Source organism: Xanthomonas translucens pv. cerealis (genome assembly GCF_006838285.1).
Taxonomy (GTDB): Bacteria; Pseudomonadota; Gammaproteobacteria; order Xanthomonadales; family Xanthomonadaceae; genus Xanthomonas_A; species Xanthomonas_A cerealis.
Genome location: NZ_CP038228.1, coordinates 3281109 through 3299269 on the forward strand (window position 1 = coordinate 3281109; position 18161 = coordinate 3299269).

The following is an 18161-nucleotide window of genomic DNA, read 5'->3' on the forward strand; positions in this document are numbered from 1 at the left end:
TGCGTAAAACGCGTGAAACAGAAACGTCAGTGGCTGTCTTCCGCCAGGCTCAGATACACGATGGACAGCATCATGAAGATGAAAGCCTGCAACGGAATCACCAGCAGGTGGAACAGCATCCAGCCGAAGCCGAACGCGCCGCCGGCCAGGGCGCCGAAGATGCCGGCACCGCCCAGCACCCAGATCAGCAGGAACACGATCTCGCCGCCGAACATGTTGCCGAACAGTCGCATCGCCAGCGAGATCGGCTTGCTCACCCACTCGACGATATTGAGGATCAGGTTGAACGGCAGCATCCACTTGCCAAACGGGGCGGTCAGGAATTCCTTGGTCATCCCGCCCACGCCCTTGGAGCGCAGCGAGAAGAAGATCATCAGGAAGAACACGCTGATCGACATGCCCAGGGTGGCATTGACGTCGGCGGTGGGCACCGGCTTCCAGTAGTGCACGCCGGCCATTTCAAGCGGCCTGGCGATGAAGTCCGCCGGGACCATCTTGATGAGGTTCATCATCAGGATCCAGAAGAACAGGGTGATCGCGATCGGGGTCACCAGCTTGCTGGTGCCGTGGTAGGTGTCCTTGACTTGGCGGTCGACGAACTCCAGCAGGATCTCCACGAACGCCTGCCACTTGCCCGGCACGCCGGCGGTGGCCTTGCGCGTGGCGATCCAGAAGCCGAACACCATCAGCAGGCCGGACAGCACCGACATGACCAGGGTATCGACGTGCACCTGCCAGAACCCGCCTTCCTGCACCTGGAAGGTGAGGTTCTGCAAGTGGTGCTGGATGTAGGAGGTAGGGGTTGCTTCCTCGCCCGCCATGAGTCCTGAGCCTTTATCGTGATTCGATCAACGTCTGGCCAGCGCCAGAACCTGGAACATCAGCCCGACGGCGATACCCGCCAACAGGGCCAGAGGAGGCAACCGCCACCAGGCAAAGCCCAGCGCCAGCACCGCGAATATCAACACCCACTTCAGCACCATGGCCACGATCAACCGCGCCATCGCCGCACCTGCCGCCTGCACGCCGCCGCTCAACGCGGTGCGTGCCGCCAGCCATCCTCCCACCACCGTCGCCAGCCCGGTTGCGGCGGCGCCCATGGCGTACTTCGGCCCCAGCAGCAGGAACGCCAGGGAAACCACGGCCACCGCCAGCAGCGGGTAAATCGCTGCGCGCAGCATCAGCCGCCGACCCGCATCAACGGAGTTCAGCACAGAAAATCCTGCAGTTGGTGGTGGATTTGAGGACGTCTTAGCGTCCGTCTAGCCGCGGAATTATAGCAATGGGACAATTTGCGAGACAACCGGCAACGGTTGCGGCCGTCCCCCTGATCGACCCAAGCCGCCAACGATACCACGTCGCGGACCCGCACCGCGGCCTGGATTGATGCATCGCACCAGAGATTTGCGTGGGAACTTTTCACCTCGCCTCCGGTCCGATCATGCAGGGACTGCGCCCATCCTCGTCGATTTGCAGCGCGGACCCATGGAGCCCCGGGCGACCGGGGCTCTTCTTTTTGCCTGAGATTCCGTGACCGACGCCACCTCCATACCTTCACGGATGGTGGACACGGTTTTAAGGATAGTTGCGGCACGTGGTGGCGCTCGCCACCCCGGCGCACCCATCCCCAGATGACGGAGCTCTACCCCCTATGAAACACTTGCTTGCCCTGGTGTTGCCGTGCGCGCTCGCCGCTGCCTACGCCCTTCCCGCCCACGCCGAAGACGGCGACGACCGCTTCACCCTCCGCCTCGGCGCGATGAACGTAGACAACGACAACACCCTGCGCGGCAACACCACCATCGACGGCAACGCGATCTCCGGCTCGCAGGACTTCGGCTTCGGCGGCAAGGAATGGGAGCCGCGCGTGGACGGCATATTCCGCATCAGCACCCGCCAGCGCCTGATCTTCGACTACTTCAAGTACGACAGGGATCGCCGCGAGCAACTGGGCGAGGACGTCAGCTACGACGGCGTCACCGTGCCGAGCGGCAGCTTCGTCAAGGGCGAGCTGAAGTACCAGGTCGCCAGCCTGGTATACGACTACTCGGTGATCGACACCCAGCAGTTCAGCCTGGGCCTGCAGCTCGGCGCCGAATGGGCCAAGGTCCAGGCCAATGCCTACGCCGACCTGGGCGACCTGTATTCGGGCACATTCATCGACGAGAGCAAGGACGGCGCCGCGCCGGTGGTCGGCGTACGCTTCACTGCCCGGCCCAGCGAGCATTGGCTGTTCAACGTGCAGGGCCAGTACCTCAACACCAAGTGGGGCGATTTCGGCAAATACGACGGCGATCTGAGCCGCGCCAATGCCATCGTCGAGTACCGTTTCACCAGGAACTTCGGCATCTTCGCCGGCTACGACTGGTTCAAGCTGGACGTGGACCGCAAGACCGACTCCAACATCGACTCGCTGACCACCGTCGGCCTGAAGCAGGAGTTCAAGGGTCCGGTGGCCGGTGTGACCTTCGCGTTCTGATTCCTTCGGGACTCGGGACTCGGGACTCGGGACTCGCAAGAAGTTTTATGCAGGACCCTGCGGCGATGCGGGGTTTTGTCGTTGTGGCGCTGTAGAAACGCAAAACCCCGGCACGGGCCGGGGTTTTGCGCTGCGAACAGGCCTGCGCCTACTTCTTCTTCGGGATGTACAGGTCGGTGATGGTGCCGTCGTAGACCTCGGCGGCCATGCCGACCGACTCGCTCAGTGTTGGATGGGCGTGGATGGTATGGCCGATGTCCTCGGCCTCCGCGCCCATCTCGATCGCCAGGCCGATCTCGGCCAGCAGGTCGCCGGCATGCACGCCGACGATGGCGCCGCCGATGATGCGGTGGGTGTCCTCGTCGAAGATCAGCTTGGTGAAGCCCTCGGTGCGGCCGATGCCGATGGCGCGGCCGCTGGCCGCCCACGGGAACTTGGCCACGCCGACCTTAAGGCCCTTGGCCTTGGCCTCGGTCTCGGTGACGCCGACCCAGGCGATTTCCGGGTTGGTGTAGGCCACCGACGGGATCACCCGCGCCACCCACTCTTTCTTCTCGCCCGCCGCCACTTCCGCGGCCAGCTTGCCCTCGTGGGTGGCCTTGTGCGCCAGCATCGGGTTACCGACGATATCGCCGATGGCGAAGATGTGCGGCACATTGCTGCGCATCTGCCGATCGACCGGGATGAAGCCGCGCTCGGTGACGTTGACCCCGGCCTTCTCCGCGCCGATCTTCTTGCCGTTCGGCGAACGGCCTACCGCGACCAGCACGCGGTCGTAGCTGGTCGCCCCCAGCGCCGGCGTCTCGCCCGCGGCTGCGGCTTCGAAGGACACGGTAATGCCCTTCTTGTCGGCCTTGACCTCAGTGGCCTTGGTCTTCAGATGGATCTGCACGCCTTGCTTCTTCAGCCGCTCGGCCAGCGGCTTGACCAGGTCCTTGTCGGCGCCCGGCATCAGCTGGTCCATGAACTCGACCACGGTAACCTTGCTGCCCAGCGCGCTGTACACGGTGGCCATTTCCAGGCCGATGATGCCGCCGCCGACCACCAGCAGGGTCTTGGGGATCTCCTGCAGCTCCAGCGCGTCGGTGGAATCCATCACCCGCTTGTCGTCCCACGGGAAGTTCGGCAGCTTCACCGCCTGCGAACCGGCGGCGATGATGCAGTGTTCGAAGCGCAGCAGCTGGGTCTTGCCGTCGGCGCCGACGATCTCCAGTTCGTTCGGCGACACGAAGCTGGCCACGCCAGTGACGGTGCGCACCTTGCGCTGCTTGGCCATGCTGGCCAGGCCGCCGGTGAGCCTGCCGACCACGTTTTCCTTGTACGTGCGCAGCTTGTCCAGGGCGATCTTGGGCGCGCTGAAGGTCACGCCGAAATCGCCGGCGTGGGCGACCTCGTCGATCACCGCGGCGGCGTGCAACAACGCCTTGGACGGGATGCAGCCGACGTTGAGGCAGACGCCGCCGAGGCTGGGGTAGCGCTCGATCAGCACCGTGTCCAGGCCCAGGTCGGCGGCGCGGAACGCGGCGGTGTAGCCGCCGGGACCGGCGCCGAGCACCACCATCTTGCATTCGATGTCGGCCGGCTTGCCGCTGGCCAGCGCCGGCTTGGGCACCGGCGGCTCGGCCGGGGCGCGATGCGACGGCGCCACCGGCGGCTTACTGGCCGGCGCGTCGGCCTTGGCCGCCGCAGGCGCGGCCGCCGACGCGGCGCCGGCGTCCTCGGTTTCCAGCAGCGCGATCACCGCGCCTTCGGACAAGGTGTCGCCGAGCTTGACCTTCAGCTCCTTGATCACGCCCGCCGCCGCCGACGGCACTTCCAGCGTGGCCTTGTCCGACTCCAGGGTCAGCAGGCCCTGGTCCTTCTTCACCGAGTCGCCGACGGCGACCAGCACCTCGATGACCGGAACCTCGCTGTAGTCGCCGATATCCGGGACCTTGACCTCAATGACCGCCATGCAGCTTCTCCTGTGGCCCGGCCGGCGCGCCGGCGGGCGATTGCAGTTCTACGGCGGCGCCGCGATGGACGCGGCGCACGCAGGTGGGGGAAACACGGGCCGCGCCGGGCGCGGCGCCGTTGCGGCAGGACTTACAGCAGCACGCGGCGCATGTCCGCCAGCACCTGGCTCAGGTAGGTGGTGAAGCGCGCCGCCGCGGCGCCGTCGATGACCCGGTGGTCGTAGCTCAGCGACAACGGCAGCATCAACTTCGGCGCGAATTCCTTGCCGTTCCAGACCGGCTGGATCGCCGCCTTGGACACGCCCAGGATCGCCACTTCCGGTGCATTGACGATCGGCGTGAACGCGGTGCCGCCGATGCCGCCGAGCGAACTGATCGAGAAGCAGCCGCCGCTCATCTCGGCCGGGCCGAGCTTGCCGTCGCGCGCCTTCTTGGCCAGCTCGCCGCTATCGCGCGCCAGCTCGACCACGCCCTTCTTGTCCACGTCGCGGATCACCGGCACCACCAGCCCGTTCGGGGTGTCGGCGGCGAACCCGATGTGGAAGTACTTCTTCAGGGTCAGGTTCTCGCCAGCCGCATCCAGCGAGGCGTTGAAGTCGGGGAACTGCTTCAGCGCCGCGGCGCTGGCCTTGAGCAGGAAGGCGAGCATGGTCAGCTTGATGCCGGCCTTTTCGTTTTCCTTGTTCAGCGCCACGCGCAGCGCTTCCAGGTCGGTGATGTCGGCCTGTTCGAACTGGGTGACGTGCGGGATCATCGCCCAGTTGCGCGCCAGGTTGGCGCCGGAGATCTTCTTGATCCGCGACAGCGGCTTGACCTCGACCTCGCCAAACTTGGCGAAATCGACTTTCGGCCACGGCAGCAGGCTCAGGCCCTTGCCGCCGCCGGCCGAGCTTGCGCCACCGGCCGCTGCGGCCGGCACGCCGCCGGCCAACGCGGCCTTGACGTAGCGCTGCACGTCGTCCTTGGTGATGCGCCCGCCCTGCTCGGTGCCGCTGACCTGGAACAGGTCAACGCCCAGTTCACGGGCGAACACGCGCACCGCCGGGCTGGCGTAGGGCACTTTCTGCGGCAGCACGCTGTCGGCGTTGAACTCCACCGGCGGGCTGCTCGGGGTGCCGGCCGACGGCGCGGCCGCGCCCGCCTTGGCCGGCGCCGAGCCTTGCACCTGGGCGATCTCGCGCTGCGCGAGCTTGTCCGGCGCGGCCGAGGCCGGCACCGGCTCCACCCCGCCGCCGGTTTCGGCGCTGGGCTGGATCGCGCCTGCCGCCGGCGCGTCGGCGCTGGCGCCGGCCACTTCGATCAGCGCCACGACCTTGCCTTCGGACAGGCTGTCACCGACCTTGACCTTCAGTTCCTTGACCACGCCGGCCACCGACGAAGGCACTTCCATCGTCGCCTTGTCCGATTCCAGGGTGACCAGGCTCTGGTCCTTGGCCACGGTATCGCCGACAGCGACCAGCACCTCGATCACCGGCACGTCGCTGTAGTCGCCGATGTCCGGCACGCGCGCCTCGACGATGCCGGCGCCGCCCGCGGCCGCCGCCGGCTTGCTCGCCTGCTGCGCGGCCGGCGCCGGCTGGGGCGGTTCCTGCCTGGCCGGCGCTGGCGCGGCCTTGGCCGCTGCTGGGGCCGCTGCCGGCGCGGCGCTGGCGCCGTCCTCGGCCACTTCGATCAAGGCCACCAGCTTGCCTTCGGACAGGCTGTCGCCGATCTTGACCTTCAACTCCTTGACCACGCCGGCGAACGGCGACGGCACTTCCATCGTCGCCTTGTCCGACTCGAGGGTGACCAGGCTCTGGTCCTTCTTCACCGTGTCGCCGACCGCCACCAGCACTTCGATTACCGGGACGTCGCTGTAGTCACCGATATCGGGGACAAGTGCTTCCTTGATTTCGGCCATGCGGGCAACTCCGGCAACTAATGAGGGGGAAACCCCTATTGTGGCGGCCCGCAGCCGCAGCGCCAACCTTTGCCTGGCAAAAAACCCCGCAGCGGCCGCGCGGCGGCGCCAGGAAGCGCCGGGATGGGCGTGCGCGACGGACTGTACGCCGGCGCATTGTCCGGCCGCCCGCGTGGCGGCCGCCGGCGCGCGGCCTTCACGGGCGGGCGCCTAGGATGCGCCGCACCCCGACCGGAGTGCCGCCATGCGTGCGTTCGTGCTGTTGATGTCGCTGGCGATGCCGCTGGTCGCCTGGTTTGCGCGGCGCGGCGCGTTCGGCCCGAGCAACGGCGCGATCTCCGACCGCTACCCGACCCTGATCGTCGCCGCCGGCTACGCCTTCGCGATCTGGGGGCCGATCTTCCTGCTCGACCTGGCCTTCGCTGCATGGCAGCTGTCGCCGCGGCGCCGGTGCGACAGCGCGCTGAAGCGGGTGCGGCTGCCGGCGGCGCTGGGCTTCGGCCTCACCGCGCTGTGGATGCCGGTGTTCTCGCAGCAGCATTTCCTGCTGGCGCTGGCGGTGATCTGGGCGGCGCTGGCGTGCCTGGCGCTGGCCGCGCTGCGCCTGTCGCGCGATCGGCGCGCCGAGCCGTGGCAGGCGCTGTGGGCCTGGCTACCGCTGTCGCTGCATGCCGGCTGGCTGTCGCTGGCCGCCTTCCTCGACACCGCGCAGGTGATCGTCGCCTACCGCTGGCTGTCCACCGAGCACATGCTGCCGTGGAGCCTGCTGCTGTTCGCGCTGGCCGCGGCGCTGCTGCTCGGCCTGAACCGGGCGATGCGCGGCAACCTGGCCTATGTCGCCGCGGCGCTGTGGGCGCTGGCCGCGGTCTACGTCAAGCAGGCCGGCAGCGGCCTGGACGGTGCGCGCAGCGCGGCCTGGGTGGCGCTGGCGCTGGCCGCGGCGCTGCCGGTGCAGACGCTGTGGCTGCGGCTGCGCGCGCCGGGGCTGCGCGCGCGCCACTGATCAGCGCGGTGCCGGCGCTGCCGACAGCGGCATCAGCCAGGCCTGCAGCGGCGCCCACGCCTGCTGCAACCGCGGCAGCGAAAAGGCGGCGTTGGCCGGACTGGTCGAGGGCAGCGCCAGCACCGCCAGCGGCGCTTCGCGCGGCGCCAGCTGCGGCTGCACGAAACGCGCGAACGCCTGCGCCGCCGCGGCGCCGTTGCAGGCGATCGCGCGCAACTGCGGCAATTGCGCGATGCGCGCGGGCAAGGGATTGGGTACTTCGCTGCCACGCACGATCGCCGTGTCCAGGCTGCCGCGGCGCCGGCACTGGCCGATCACGTCCCACAGGCCCACGCCGCAGGCCTGCATCGCCTGCAACCGCGCGTCGTAGTCCTGTTGCGGATCGAAACCGCACAGCGCGCCCAGCAGCGGCCACAGGCGATTGCGCGGATGCGCGTAATAGCGGGCGTACTGCAACGACATCGCACCGGGCATGGAGCCGAGAATCAGCACCCGGCAATCGTCGCGAATCTGCGCAGGCAAGCCCTGCAATACGTCCTGCATCGTCACATCGCGCGCATGTGGGTGAATGCCGCCAAGTATTAAAACCTCGTTATTTCAAGCCTTGGCGGCCCGTGCCTGAACAACGCCCGCCTTCGCGGGGCCGGGGTCGGCGTCGATTCATCTTCTCATCGATACGGTGTGCGCGCCCACTCCTGTGGCCCCACAAAAAAAAGATTGAGGAGATTCCCATGCGGTCCATTCAAATCCTGAGCCTGGCTGTCGTTTCCGCCCTTGCGTTCGCGCCCGCCGCGTTTGCGCAGGATGCCGACACCGCATCCGGCAAGCGCTTTGCCGTCGTCGGCAGCGCGACCCTGCTCGACCCCCATTCCAAGCCGGCCAACGGCCTCAATGTCGATGGCGGCCCGGCGCCGACCCTCAGCGCCAGCTGGCTGATCAACGACAACTGGGCCGTCGAGCTGTGGGGCGCCGCCGACAAGTTCAACCACCGTGTCACCGCCAGCGGCGTGGGCAAGGTCGGTACCGTCGAGCAGCAGCCGCTGGCGCTGAGCGGCCAGTACCACTTCGGCCAGGCGGACAACGTGTTCCGTCCGTTCGTCGGCGTCGGTTACTACGAGTCCAACTTCAGCAACGAGAAGATCGACGGCCTGTCGGCCAGCGGCCAGCACGTCGGCCTGGACACCGCCAAGGGCGCGATCGGCACCGTCGGCGTGGACATGAACATCAACTCGACCTGGTTCGCCCGCGCCGATGCCCGCTACATGCATTCGCGTCCGGAAGTGCAGGTCGCCGGCAGCGGCACCGGCCAGGATCTGAAGCTGGATCCGTGGCTGGTCAGCTTCGGCGTCGGCGCGCGCTTCTAAGCACGCCTGCAGCACCGCGTCACCTGCAAACGGGCCTTCGGGCCCGTTTGTTTTTGCGTCGCCGCCTGGGGTTCAGCGCGGCGAACGGTCGTAGCCACGGTAGCGATCGAAATGGCGCACACGGCGCCGCAACAGCCACGCATAGGCGCACGCGTAGCCGAGCAACAACGCCGCCGCGCCGAGCAGGTTGGCATGGCTCATCCAGCCCTGCGCCGGCCACGCCGCACTTTCGTTCATGCTGCGCCAGCCCTGCACCAGGCCGGCGCCGATGCGCGCCACCACCAGCAGCGTCAAGCCCAGCACCAGCCACAGGTTCGGCGTGTAGTACAGGCCCTGCGGCAGCGGTTCGAACCGGCTCAGCCAGATGCCCAGCGCGCCCAGCGCCAGGCCCGCCGCCCAGCCGATGCAGGCATACATCGCCGCACCGGGCCACCAGTGCGATGCGATCAATGCGAAGCCCAGCAACACGAGGCTCGACACCAGTGCCGACCAGAACTGCACGCTGGCCAGCCACGCCCGCGCCTGACGCCGCGCGGTGCCGTAGCGGAAGCGCTGCAGCAGCGACAGCGGCACCAGCACCGCGGTCACCGCCAGCGCGATCACGATCGCCAGGGGAAGGGCCAGCAGCAACGGCATGCGCAGGCTCGCTCAGAACGCCGGCAATACGGCGCCCCGGTACTTGCGTTCGATGAAGGCCTTGACCTCGGGGCTGGTCAGCGCCTTGGCCAGCTTCTGCACGCGCGGATCGTCCTTGTTGTCGGCACGCGCGACCAGGAAGTTCACGTACGGCGAGTCCTTGCTCTCGATCGCCAGCGCGTCGCGCGTGGGATTGAGTCCGGCGTCGAGCGCGTAGTTGGTGTTGATCAGGGCCAGATCGACCTGGTCCAGCACCCGCGGCAGCATCGCCGAATCCAGTTCGCGGAATTTCAGCTGCTTCGGGTTGGCGACGATGTCGCGCTGGGTGGACAGCGCATTGGCCGGATCCTTGAGCTTGATGACCCCGGCCTTGTCGAGCAGGATCAGCGCGCGGCTGTTGTTGCTGGGATCGTTGGGGATCACCACGTCGGCGCCCTGCGGCAGCGCGGCCAGCGCTTTGAAGCGGCGCGAATACGCGCCGAACGGCTCGATATGCACGCCGATCACGGTGACCAGGCCGCTCTTGCGATCGCGGTTGTAGGCGTCCAGGTATGGCTCGGTCTGGAAATAGTTCACGTCGATCTGCTTCTGCACCACCTGGTCGTTGGGCTGCACGTAATCGTTGAATACGCGCACCTGCAGGGTCACGCCCTGCTTGGCCAGTAGCGGCTTGACCACCTGCAGGATCTCCGCATGCGGCACCGCGGTGGCGGCGACGCTGAGCGTTGCGTTGTCGGCGCCGGGCGCGGAGGTCTTGCCGCAGGCGGCCAGGGCGAGCACGGCGGCGCCGAGCAGCAGACGAAGCGGGAGTTTGGTCATGGGCGGGAATCCGGAAACATGGGGAGAACAATGGCGCGGGCGGCGCTGCGAGCAAGCTAGCAGACCCGGCCGCTGCATGCGGCGAAAGGCCCGTGGCGGCTCTCGTGGAGGAGCGCGAGAAGCGCGATGCGGCTCAACGCCGGCTGTAATGCGCGACCAGCCGATCGCCGAGCATCTGCAGGCCCTGCACCAGCAACAGCAGCACCACCACGGTGATCAGCGCCACGTCGGCGTGCGAGCGCTGGTAGCCGTCGCGATAGGCCAGGTCGCCGAGGCCGCCGGAGCCGATCGCGCCGCCCATCGCGGTGAAACCGATCAGCGCGATGGTGGTCACCGTGGCACCGGCGATCAGCCCCGGCCGCGCCTCGGGCAGCAGCACCCTTGTCACCAGTTGCCGGGTGGTCGCGCCCATCGCCAGGCTGGCCTCGACCACGCCGCGGTCCACTTCGCGCAGCGCCGTCTCCACCAGCCGCGCGTAGAACGGCGCCGCGCCCACCACCAGCGGCAGGATCGCGCCGCGCACGCCCAGCGAGGTGCCCATCGCCCACAGCGTCAGCGGGATCATCGCGATCATCAGGATGATGAAGGGCACCGAGCGCAGCACGTTGATCGCCAGCGCCAGCACGCCGTACAGCAGCGGCCGCTGGTGGGTCTGGCGCGGCCCGGTCAGGAACAGCAGCACGCCCAGCGGCAGGCCGATCAGCAGGGTCAGCGGCAGCGCGCCGCCGAGCATCAGCAGCGTGTCCAGCGTAGCGTTGCCGATCTCAGCCCATTTACCGGCGTCGAGATTGCGGAAGAAGCCAGTGGCGGCGGTGGCGAACGGGATCATCGACGCAGCTCCTCGACATGCACGCCTGCGGCGACGAACCCGGCCTGCGCCGTGTCCAGGTCGCCACCGACCAGGGCCACGGTCAGCTGGCCGTACGGGGTGTCCTTGATCCGGTCGATGCGCCCGGACAGGATGTTGTAGTCCACCGCGGTCGCACGCGCGATGCGCCCGAGCAGCGGGGCGTAGGTGTCGCCGCCGAGGAAGGTCAGGCGCAGGATGCGCCCGGCCACCGCAGTGAAGTCGCGATGCAGTTCGCCCTCGTCCACGTGTTCGGCCTCGGACACGAAGCGGCGCGTGGTCGGATGGCGCGGGTGCAGGAACACCTCGGTGACCGGCCCGCTCTCGACCAGGTGCCCGGCGTCGAGCACCGCCACGCGGTCGCAGACGCGGCGGATCACGTCCATCTCGTGGGTGATCAGCACGATGGTCAGGCCCAGCTCGCGGTTGATCTGCGCCAGCAGGCGCAGCACCGAGGCGGTGGTCTGCGGATCCAGCGCGCTGGTGGCCTCGTCGCACAGCAGGATCTGCGGCCCGGTGGCCAGTGCGCGGGCGATGCCGACGCGCTGCTTCTGCCCGCCCGACAGCTGCGCCGGATACTTGTTGGCGTGCTCGGCCAGGCCGACCCGGGCCAGCAGCTCGGCCACCCGCGCCTCGATCTGCGCGCGCTGGGTGCCGGCCAGTTCCAGCGGGAAGGCGACATTGCCGGCCACGCTACGCGAGGACAGCAGATTGAAGTGCTGGAAGATCATGCCGATGCGCCGGCGCAGCGTGCGCAGCCCGGCACGGTCCAGCGCGGTGACGTCCTCGCCGTCGATCAGCAAGCGCCCGCCGCTGGGTTCCTCGAGCCGGTTGATCAGGCGGATCAGCGTGGACTTGCCGGCGCCGGAATGGCCGATGATGCCGAACACCTCGCCGGCGCGGATCTCCAGGTCGAGCGGATGCAAGGCCACGACCGCTTGGCCGGCGACGGAGTAGGACTTGTGCAGGTGCTCGAACTGGATCAACGCGCGGGGACCGGCAGCGGAAGGGGGCGCAAAGCCTAGCAGGCCAGGCCTGCAGGCGTTATTCCATTCGATTCTAACGCGTGCGCCTGGAGCGCCGCCGGCACCCGCTAGGGATGCGCCAGCGGCGGCGGGCGCACCGTGGCGTGGACCCGCTCGCGGTGCAGCAGGTACAGCCCGCTGGCGACGATGATCGCTGCGCCCAGCCAGGTCCAGGCGTCGGGCAGCTTGCGCCACAGCAGCCAGTCCCACGGGATCACCCAGATCAGGCCGCTGTACTCCAACGGCGCGATCAGCGAGGCGTCGCCGCGGCGGAACGCCTGGGTCAAGGCCACCTGCGCCAGCGCGCCGGCCAGGCCGAGCGTGGCGATCCAGCCAGCATCGGCCAGGCGCAGCGGGAGCCAGGCCGGCCACGCCAGCGCACCGGCGCCCAGCGCCATGATCAGCAGGAACCAGACCACCAGCGACTGCGGCGTCTCGGTACGCGCCAGCAGGCTGACCAGCACCACCGCGAGCGCATAGGCGGTGGCCGCCAGCAGCACCATCACCCCCGGCAACGACACGAAGCCGCCCACGCCGGGGCGCAGCACCACCAGCACGCCGACCAGGCCGATGCCGATCGCGGCCCAGCGCCGCGGGCCGACCTGCTCGCCCAGCAGCGGCACCGACAACGCCGTCACCAGCAGCGGCGCGACGAAGTAGATCGTGTAGGCGGTGGACAGCGGCAGGCTGCGCAGCGCCCAGGCGAAGCAGCCGATCATCGCGATGCCGAGCACGCCGCGCAGCAGGTGCAGGCCCCAGCGCACCGGCAGGATCGACCGCGGGCCGGCGGTGGCCAGCACCCACAGCAGCACGAACGGCAGCGAGGCGCCGCCGCGCAGCGTGGCCACCTGCAGCGCCGGATAGTGCGCGGTCAGCAGCTTCATCGCCGCATCCATCAGCGCGAAGCAGGCGACCGCCGCGATCATCCAGGCAGCGGCCGCGGCGTTGGAACGGGAGCTGGGCATGCGCGGATTATCGCCGCGATCGGCGGCAGCGCGCAGCGGCGCGAACGCGCCGGCAGCGGCGCTGCGGCGAGATCGGTAGGATAGGCGGTCTTTTCCCGAGGAACTGCCATGCCTTCCTTCGATGTCGTCTCCGAAATCGACAAGCACGAACTGACCAATGCCATCGACCAGGCGAACCGCGAGCTGTCGACCCGCTTCGACTTCAAGGGCGTGGAGGCCAGCTTCGAACTCGACGACCAGGTCATCAACCAGGCCGCGCCGAGCGACTTCCAGGTCAAGCAGATGACCGACATCCTGCGCGCGCGGCTGATCGCGCGCGGCATCGACGTGCGCTGTCTGGAATTCGGCGACGTGGAGACCAACCTGGCCGGCGCGCGGCAGAAGGTCACGGTCAAGCAGGGCATCGAGCAGAAGCTGGCCAAGAAGATCGTCGCCGCGATCAAGGACGCCAAGCTCAAGGTGGAAGCGCAGATCAACGGCGACAAGCTGCGCATCAGCGGCAAGAAGCGCGACGACCTGCAGGACGTGATGGCGCTGCTGAAGAAGAGCGATTTCGAGCTGCCGCTGCAGTTCGAGAATTTCCGCGACTGAGCCGCGCGCGGCGGCACGCCCGCCGTCCGCTTCGCCCGATCGCCGCCCGCCCTCGCCCGCTGGAATCGCCTTGAACCACCTCGACCCCAACTCAGATCCGATCGCCGCAACCCGCCTATGGCTGGAGCGCGCGGTGATCGGCCTGAACCTGTGCCCGTTCGCCAAGGCGGTGCACGTCAAGCAGCAGATCCGCTACGTGCTCAGCGACGCGACCACGCCGGAGGCGTTGCTGGAGGAGTTGAGCGAGGAACTGCTGTTGCTGCGCGACACGCCGGCCGCGCAGATCGACACCACGCTGATCGTGCATCCGCAGGTGCTGGGCGATTTCCTGGACTACAACGATTTTCTCGACAACGCCGACGCCGCGGTGGACGCGCTGAACCTGCACGGCATCCTGCAGGTGGCCAGCTTCCATCCGCACTACCAGTTCGCCGGCACCGCGCGGGACGACATCGGCAACTACACCAACCGCGCGCCCTTCCCCACCTTGCACCTGCTGCGCGAGGACAGCGTCGAACGCGCCGTGGCCGCATTCCCGGACGCGGACGTGATCGTGGAGCGCAATCTGCAGACGTTGGAACAGCTGGGGCTGGACGGGTGGAAAAAGCTGTTCGCGTAACGCGCAAAGCGCATCCGGATCGTGTCTCCCTGCAAGACCCTGTAGGAGCGGCTTCAGCCGCGACAGACGTTATGGGTAACGCTCGTCGCGGCTGAAGCCGCTCCTACAAACGCTGCCGCGCTTTACAAAAATCCGGGCAGACAGCACCAAGCAGCACCCCGGCTTTTCCGAGTCCCCAGTCCCCAGTCCCGATACACCCTCACCCAAACACCCGCCCCAGATCCGCCGCTTCCAGCACGCGCCACTGCCCGGCCGGCAAGCTCGCGTCCAGCGCGAAGCCGCCGATACGGCTGCGGTGCAAGGTCACCACGTGGTTGCCGACCGCGGCGAACATGCGCCGCGCCTGGTGGTAGCGGCCTTCGTACAGGGTGATGCGCGCCTGGCGCGGGCCCAGCACCTCCAGCTGCACCGGCAGCAGCGGCGTGGTCTCGCCGTCCAGCAGCAGCGTGCCGCTGGCGAACTGCGCCGCCTCGTCGCCGCGCAGGTCCTCGGCCAGGGTCGCTTCGTAGACCTTGGCCAGCTGCGCTTTCGGCGAAACGATGCGATGCAGCAGCGCGCCGTCATCGGTCATCAGCAACAGCCCGCTGGTATCGCGGTCCAGCCGCCCGACCGTGGACAGCAACGGCGAGCGCAGGCGGAAGCGCGGCGGCAGCAGGTCGTAGACGATGCGCCCCGGGTCCTTGGTCGAGCAGGTGTAGCCGACCGGCTTGTGCAGCGCCAGGATCAGCCCCGGCGGCGGATCCAGCGCCTGGCCATCGACCCGGATCGCGGCATGTTCGATCTGGTCGTCGGCGTACAGCACCTCGCCGTCGGCGTCGGTGATGCGGCCTTCGCGGAACATCAGGGTGACCTGCTTGCGGCTGCCGTAGCCCAGATTGGCCAGATGCTTGACCAGTTTCACCGGCGCACCGTGGCGCGGGCGCGGACCGCCAGGATCAGCTTGAAGCCGTCGCGGCTGGCGACCACCTTGGTGTCACCGAAGCTGGCGTCGAGCACCGCCTCGTACGGCAGGTGCCGGTTGGCGACCAGGTACAGCCTGCCGCCGGGCTTGAGCGCCTGCGCGGCCACGGCGATGAAGCGGCGACCGATGTCCGGGCGCTCCATCCGCCCCGGCGCGTGGAACGGCGGATTGCTAACGATGAAGTCGTACTGCGCCGGCAGCCCCGCGGTCACGTCGTGCCAGTGGTAGCCGATCTCCACCGCGGCCTGCGCCTGCGCTAGGTTCGACCGCGCCAGCGCCAGCGCGCGCGCGTCGGCCTCGAACAGGTCCAGTGCGGCGATGGTCGGGCAACGCGCCAGCAATTCCGCCGACAGATAACCGTAGCCGGCGCCGAGATCGGCGCCGCGGCCGGCCAGGTCGGCCGGCAGATGCTCGGCCAGCAGCGCCGAGGCCGGATCGATGCGGTCCCAGGCGAAGACCCCGGGACGGCTGCGGAAGCGTCCGTCCAGGATCGGCCGCGGCGCGTCGAGCCTGGCCCAGCGCTGCTGCAGCGCGGCGTCGTGGCCGCCGTGCAGCGGCGCGGTCCAGTACACGCGGCAGTGGTGCTTGGTCAGCTTGCCGCCCAGGCCGGCCAGTTGCTGCAGGTCGTCCTCGCCGGAACGCGCGCCTTCGTTGTTGGACTGGCAGGCGACCACGATGCCGCCCGGCGCGGCCAGCGCCAGCGCGCGCGCCAGCAGCGCCCGCGCCTCGTCGCGCTGGCGCGGCGGCAGCACCAGCACCAGCGCATAGCCGCCGGCGTCGTCGTTGTCGTCGGCATCCTCGGCGCGGACCTGCCAGCCGCCCTGCTGCAGGGCGGTGGCGAACGGGCGGTAGCCCTGCTCGCAGACCAGTTGCGCCGGCTGCGCGTGCTGGCGCAGCGCCCAGCCGTCGCGCGCGCGCAGGAACAGCACCTTGCCGGCCGGCCAGCGCAGCGCGCCCTGGGCGAACGGCAGGAACAGGGTATCGAGGGGAGCGTCTTGCAGAGCCGGCATCGGGATCGGAATCGGTCAGGGAGCGCGCATTCTAGCGGCAGCCCGGCGCCGGCCCGGTTTTGCGCCCAGTGAACGCATCATTGATGCAATGGCAACATCGCCGCGCCTAGGCTGCAGGTCACCCCGGACGGATTGGAGAGGCATATGCGTGCAGTGTTCATCGGTGGCGTCGTCGACAACAGCGAAGTGGATCTGGAAGGCAGCCAACCGCCGCTGCACTATCCGGAAAACACCGGCACCGGACGCCCGCGCTACCGACTGCACCAGCGCGGCGAACGCGACGACGGCAGCGTGGTGTATGCGGTGTATGCCGCGCCCGAACTCGGCGACACCGAGGTGGAACGCGTGGTCAGCGAGCGCGGCTACGCACGCCGCTTCGGGGTGGAGCCGGCGCCGGTGGAGCACTGAGACCGGAACGGAGGGTGCCGGATCGATATAGCCGCGACTCTGCAGCTGAGCCGCGGTTTCCCGCACAGATGCAAACGCGTGCACACGCTTGTGGGAGCGACTTCAGTCGCTCCCACAATGATGAGGGCGGCCTGAGCGATACGCCACCCGGCCGCACAGCTGCCGGGCGCCACACACCCTTCCCCGACTAAGGTCCGGCCTTCGGCGTCAACCGCCAGATCACGTTGCCGACGTCGTCGGCCACCAGCAGGGCGCCGGGCTTGTCCACCGCCACGCCGACCGGGCGGCCCTGGGCCTTGCCTTCGGCGTCGAGGAAGCCGGTCAGCACGTCCTGCGCCTTGCCGCTGGGCTTGCCATTGGCGAAGGGCACGTAGATCACCTTGTAGCCGGACGGCGGATCGCGGTTCCAGGAACCGTGCTGGCCGATGAAGGCACCGCCCCGATACGCCTGCGGCAACAGCGCGCCTTCGTAGAAGGTCAGGCCCAGCGAGGCGGTATGCGGGCCGAGCGCGTAATCGGGTTTGATCGCGCTGGCCACCATTTCCGCGTTCTGCGGCTGCACGCGTTCGTCCACGTGCTGGCCGTAGTAGCTGTACGGCCAGCCGTAGAAGCCGCCTTCGCGCACCGAGGTCAGGTAGTCGGGCACCAGATCGCTGCCGATCTCGTCGCGTTCGTTGACCACCACCCACAGCGTGTCCGCGCCCGGCTGCCAGGCCATGCCGACGGGATTGCGCAGGCCGCTGGCGAACACCCGGGTGGTGCCGCTGTGCGCGTCCACTTCCAGGATCGCGGCGCGGTTGAGTTCGGCGTCCATCCCGTTTTCGGCAACGTTGCTGTTGGACCCGACGCCGACGTAAAGCTTGTTGCCGTCGTGGCTGGCCAGCAGGCTCTTGGTCCAGTGATGGTTGATGCCGCCAGGCAAGTTGGCGACGAAGCTGGGCGCGGCGCTGATCTGGGTATCGCCGTCCTTGTACGGGAAGCTGACCAGCGCGTCGGCATTGGCGACGTACAGGCGATCGCCGACCAGGGCGATGCCGAACGGCGAATACAGGCCCTTGAGGAACTGCGTGCGCACCTCCGCCACGCCGTCGCCATCGGCGTCGCGCAGCAAGGTGATGCGGTTGGCGCTAGGCACGGTCGAGCCGGCCTTGGCCATCATCGCGCCCTGGATCTTGTCGCGCAGGCCGCTGCCTTCCTTTTCCGGGGCCGGCGGCGCGGCGGTCTCGGCCACCAGCACATCGCCGTTGGGCAGCACGTACATCCAGCGCGGATGGTCCAGTTCGCGGGCGAAGGCCTGCACCGCCAGGCCATCGGCCGGCACCGGCGCGGCGCCTTCGGCCCAGCGTTTGACCTCGGCGACCTTCACCGTGGGGATCATGCGCTTGACCGGGTGGGGCAGCGCCGGATCGGGCCCCATCCCGTCCTCGATGGAATGCTTAGCGGTGTCGCCACAGGCACTCAATGCGGCAGCGGTCAGGAAACAAAAGGCCCAACGGGCTGCGGACGAAGGAAGTCGCATCATCACTGCTCAACTCTCCATGGTGACGACAGGACCACCGATAATGCACAGCACGCGCTC

19 protein-coding genes are annotated in these 18161 nt (G+C 68.5%); 6 read left to right on the forward strand and 13 right to left on the reverse strand.

Annotated features, from left to right (window positions below):
• Positions 1-26: 26 nt before the first annotated feature.
• Together atpB and E4A48_RS14495 are read right to left on the reverse strand one after the other, a co-directional pair.
• The gene (gene atpB, locus E4A48_RS14490; protein ID WP_039007940.1) at positions 27-821 is read right to left on the reverse strand and encodes a F0F1 ATP synthase subunit A; all 795 of its coding nucleotides are present in this window, start codon (positions 819-821) and stop codon (positions 27-29) included.
• A gap of 27 nt (positions 822-848) precedes the next feature.
• Positions 849-1214, reverse strand: coding sequence for an ATP synthase subunit I (locus E4A48_RS14495; protein WP_141696343.1), 366 nt, complete (start codon positions 1212-1214; stop codon positions 849-851).
• 437 nt (positions 1215-1651) lie between these two features.
• Here E4A48_RS14495 and E4A48_RS14500 point away from each other — a divergent pair, with 437 nt between their 5' ends.
• Positions 1652-2479, forward strand: coding sequence for a porin family protein (locus tag E4A48_RS14500; RefSeq protein ID WP_039007944.1), 828 nt, complete (start codon positions 1652-1654; stop codon positions 2477-2479).
• A 148-nt stretch (positions 2480-2627) separates the two neighbouring features.
• On the opposite strand, the gene lpdA is transcribed toward E4A48_RS14500, so the two are convergent.
• Both lpdA and aceF read right to left on the reverse strand, forming a co-directional pair.
• Positions 2628-4433 carry a dihydrolipoyl dehydrogenase gene (lpdA, locus tag E4A48_RS14505; protein ID WP_142742657.1) on the reverse strand — a complete coding sequence of 602 codons (1806 nt, stop codon included), beginning with the start codon at positions 4431-4433 and terminating at the stop codon, positions 2628-2630.
• 131 nt (positions 4434-4564) lie between these two features.
• Positions 4565-6334 (reverse strand): dihydrolipoyllysine-residue acetyltransferase, encoded by a 1770-nt coding sequence (gene aceF, locus E4A48_RS14510; RefSeq protein WP_142742658.1) that lies wholly within the window; start codon positions 6332-6334, stop codon positions 4565-4567.
• Between the two features lie 244 nt (positions 6335-6578).
• Between aceF and E4A48_RS14515 the strand changes: the two genes are divergently transcribed.
• Entirely contained in the window at positions 6579-7337 is a 759-nt protein-coding gene (locus tag E4A48_RS14515; protein WP_142742659.1) for a hypothetical protein, read from the forward strand.
• Here the strand turns inward: E4A48_RS14515 and E4A48_RS14520 are convergent, their stop codons facing one another.
• Positions 7338-7880 carry a DNA-deoxyinosine glycosylase gene (locus E4A48_RS14520; RefSeq protein WP_185910662.1) on the reverse strand — a complete coding sequence of 181 codons (543 nt, stop codon included), beginning with the start codon at positions 7878-7880 and terminating at the stop codon, positions 7338-7340.
• A 188-nt stretch (positions 7881-8068) separates the two neighbouring features.
• On the opposite strand from E4A48_RS14520, the gene E4A48_RS14525 reads away from it, so the two are divergent.
• On the forward strand, positions 8069-8701 hold the full coding sequence (locus E4A48_RS14525) for an OmpW/AlkL family protein (protein ID WP_039007953.1): 633 nt from the start codon (positions 8069-8071) through the stop codon (positions 8699-8701).
• Positions 8702-8773: 72 nt separating this feature from the next.
• Here E4A48_RS14525 and E4A48_RS14530 read toward each other — a convergent pair whose 3' ends face one another.
• From E4A48_RS14530 to E4A48_RS14550, 5 genes are all read right to left on the reverse strand, one after another.
• Positions 8774-9337 (reverse strand): hypothetical protein, encoded by a 564-nt coding sequence (locus tag E4A48_RS14530; RefSeq protein ID WP_058196951.1) that lies wholly within the window; start codon positions 9335-9337, stop codon positions 8774-8776.
• A gap of 12 nt (positions 9338-9349) precedes the next feature.
• Positions 9350-10156 carry a MetQ/NlpA family ABC transporter substrate-binding protein gene (locus E4A48_RS14535; protein ID WP_142742661.1) on the reverse strand — a complete coding sequence of 269 codons (807 nt, stop codon included), beginning with the start codon at positions 10154-10156 and terminating at the stop codon, positions 9350-9352.
• Positions 10157-10289: 133 nt separating this feature from the next.
• Positions 10290-10985, reverse strand: a complete 696-nt coding sequence (locus E4A48_RS14540; RefSeq protein ID WP_039009303.1) for a methionine ABC transporter permease — start codon at positions 10983-10985, stop codon at positions 10290-10292.
• On the reverse strand, positions 10982-11989 hold the full coding sequence (locus E4A48_RS14545; RefSeq protein ID WP_142742662.1) for a methionine ABC transporter ATP-binding protein: 1008 nt from the start codon (positions 11987-11989) through the stop codon (positions 10982-10984). The genes E4A48_RS14540 and E4A48_RS14545 overlap by 4 nt, the downstream gene beginning before the upstream one ends.
• 107 nt (positions 11990-12096) lie before the next feature.
• A complete protein-coding gene (locus E4A48_RS14550) occupies positions 12097-12993 on the reverse strand; it encodes a DMT family transporter (protein ID WP_142742663.1) in 897 nt (298 codons plus the stop codon).
• A 108-nt stretch (positions 12994-13101) separates the two neighbouring features.
• Here E4A48_RS14550 and E4A48_RS14555 point away from each other — a divergent pair, with 108 nt between their 5' ends.
• Positions 13102-13584, forward strand: coding sequence for a YajQ family cyclic di-GMP-binding protein (locus E4A48_RS14555; protein ID WP_003476107.1), 483 nt, complete (start codon positions 13102-13104; stop codon positions 13582-13584).
• A gap of 70 nt (positions 13585-13654) precedes the next feature.
• Entirely contained in the window at positions 13655-14203 is a 549-nt protein-coding gene (locus E4A48_RS14560) for a DUF1415 domain-containing protein (protein ID WP_004425458.1), read from the forward strand.
• Positions 14204-14402: 199 nt separating this feature from the next.
• On the opposite strand, the gene E4A48_RS14565 is transcribed toward E4A48_RS14560, so the two are convergent.
• Entirely contained in the window at positions 14403-15104 is a 702-nt protein-coding gene (locus tag E4A48_RS14565; protein ID WP_004425459.1) for a pseudouridine synthase, read from the reverse strand.
• Positions 15101-16174, reverse strand: coding sequence for a class I SAM-dependent methyltransferase (locus tag E4A48_RS14570; RefSeq protein ID WP_142742664.1), 1074 nt, complete (start codon positions 16172-16174; stop codon positions 15101-15103). The genes E4A48_RS14565 and E4A48_RS14570 overlap by 4 nt, the downstream gene beginning before the upstream one ends.
• 144 nt (positions 16175-16318) lie before the next feature.
• Here E4A48_RS14570 and E4A48_RS14575 point away from each other — a divergent pair, with 144 nt between their 5' ends.
• On the forward strand, positions 16319-16582 hold the full coding sequence (locus tag E4A48_RS14575) for a hypothetical protein (protein ID WP_003465648.1): 264 nt from the start codon (positions 16319-16321) through the stop codon (positions 16580-16582).
• Positions 16583-16769: 187 nt separating this feature from the next.
• On the opposite strand, the gene E4A48_RS14580 is transcribed toward E4A48_RS14575, so the two are convergent.
• Complete coding sequence (locus E4A48_RS14580) at positions 16770-18104, reverse strand: PQQ-dependent sugar dehydrogenase (protein WP_142743180.1); 1335 nt, start codon at positions 18102-18104, stop codon at positions 16770-16772.
• Between the last annotated feature and the right edge of the window lie 57 nt (positions 18105-18161).

Excerpts from the sequence above, each read along its gene's own strand:
- atpB (WP_039007940.1), bottom strand. The coding sequence starts at position 821 with ATGGCGGGCGAGGAAGCAACCCCTACCTCCTACATCCAGCACCACTTG.
- E4A48_RS14500 (WP_039007944.1), top strand. The coding sequence starts at position 1,652 with ATGAAACACTTGCTTGCCCTGGTGTTGCCGTGCGCGCTCGCCGCTGCC.
- lpdA (WP_142742657.1), bottom strand. The coding sequence starts at position 4,433 with ATGGCGGTCATTGAGGTCAAGGTCCCGGATATCGGCGACTACAGCGAG.
- aceF (WP_142742658.1), bottom strand. The coding sequence starts at position 6,334 with ATGGCCGAAATCAAGGAAGCACTTGTCCCCGATATCGGTGACTACAGC.
- E4A48_RS14515 (WP_142742659.1), top strand. The coding sequence starts at position 6,579 with ATGCGTGCGTTCGTGCTGTTGATGTCGCTGGCGATGCCGCTGGTCGCC.
- E4A48_RS14520 (WP_185910662.1), bottom strand. The coding sequence starts at position 7,880 with ATGCAGGACGTATTGCAGGGCTTGCCTGCGCAGATTCGCGACGATTGC.
- E4A48_RS14525 (WP_039007953.1), top strand. The coding sequence starts at position 8,069 with ATGCGGTCCATTCAAATCCTGAGCCTGGCTGTCGTTTCCGCCCTTGCG.
- E4A48_RS14530 (WP_058196951.1), bottom strand. The coding sequence starts at position 9,337 with ATGCCGTTGCTGCTGGCCCTTCCCCTGGCGATCGTGATCGCGCTGGCG.
- E4A48_RS14535 (WP_142742661.1), bottom strand. The coding sequence starts at position 10,156 with ATGACCAAACTCCCGCTTCGTCTGCTGCTCGGCGCCGCCGTGCTCGCC.
- E4A48_RS14540 (WP_039009303.1), bottom strand. The coding sequence starts at position 10,985 with ATGATCCCGTTCGCCACCGCCGCCACTGGCTTCTTCCGCAATCTCGAC.
- E4A48_RS14550 (WP_142742663.1), bottom strand. The coding sequence starts at position 12,993 with ATGCCCAGCTCCCGTTCCAACGCCGCGGCCGCTGCCTGGATGATCGCG.
- E4A48_RS14555 (WP_003476107.1), top strand. The coding sequence starts at position 13,102 with ATGCCTTCCTTCGATGTCGTCTCCGAAATCGACAAGCACGAACTGACC.
- E4A48_RS14570 (WP_142742664.1), bottom strand. The coding sequence starts at position 16,174 with ATGCCGGCTCTGCAAGACGCTCCCCTCGATACCCTGTTCCTGCCGTTC.
- E4A48_RS14575 (WP_003465648.1), top strand. The coding sequence starts at position 16,319 with ATGCGTGCAGTGTTCATCGGTGGCGTCGTCGACAACAGCGAAGTGGAT.
- E4A48_RS14580 (WP_142743180.1), bottom strand. The coding sequence starts at position 18,104 with ATGATGCGACTTCCTTCGTCCGCAGCCCGTTGGGCCTTTTGTTTCCTG.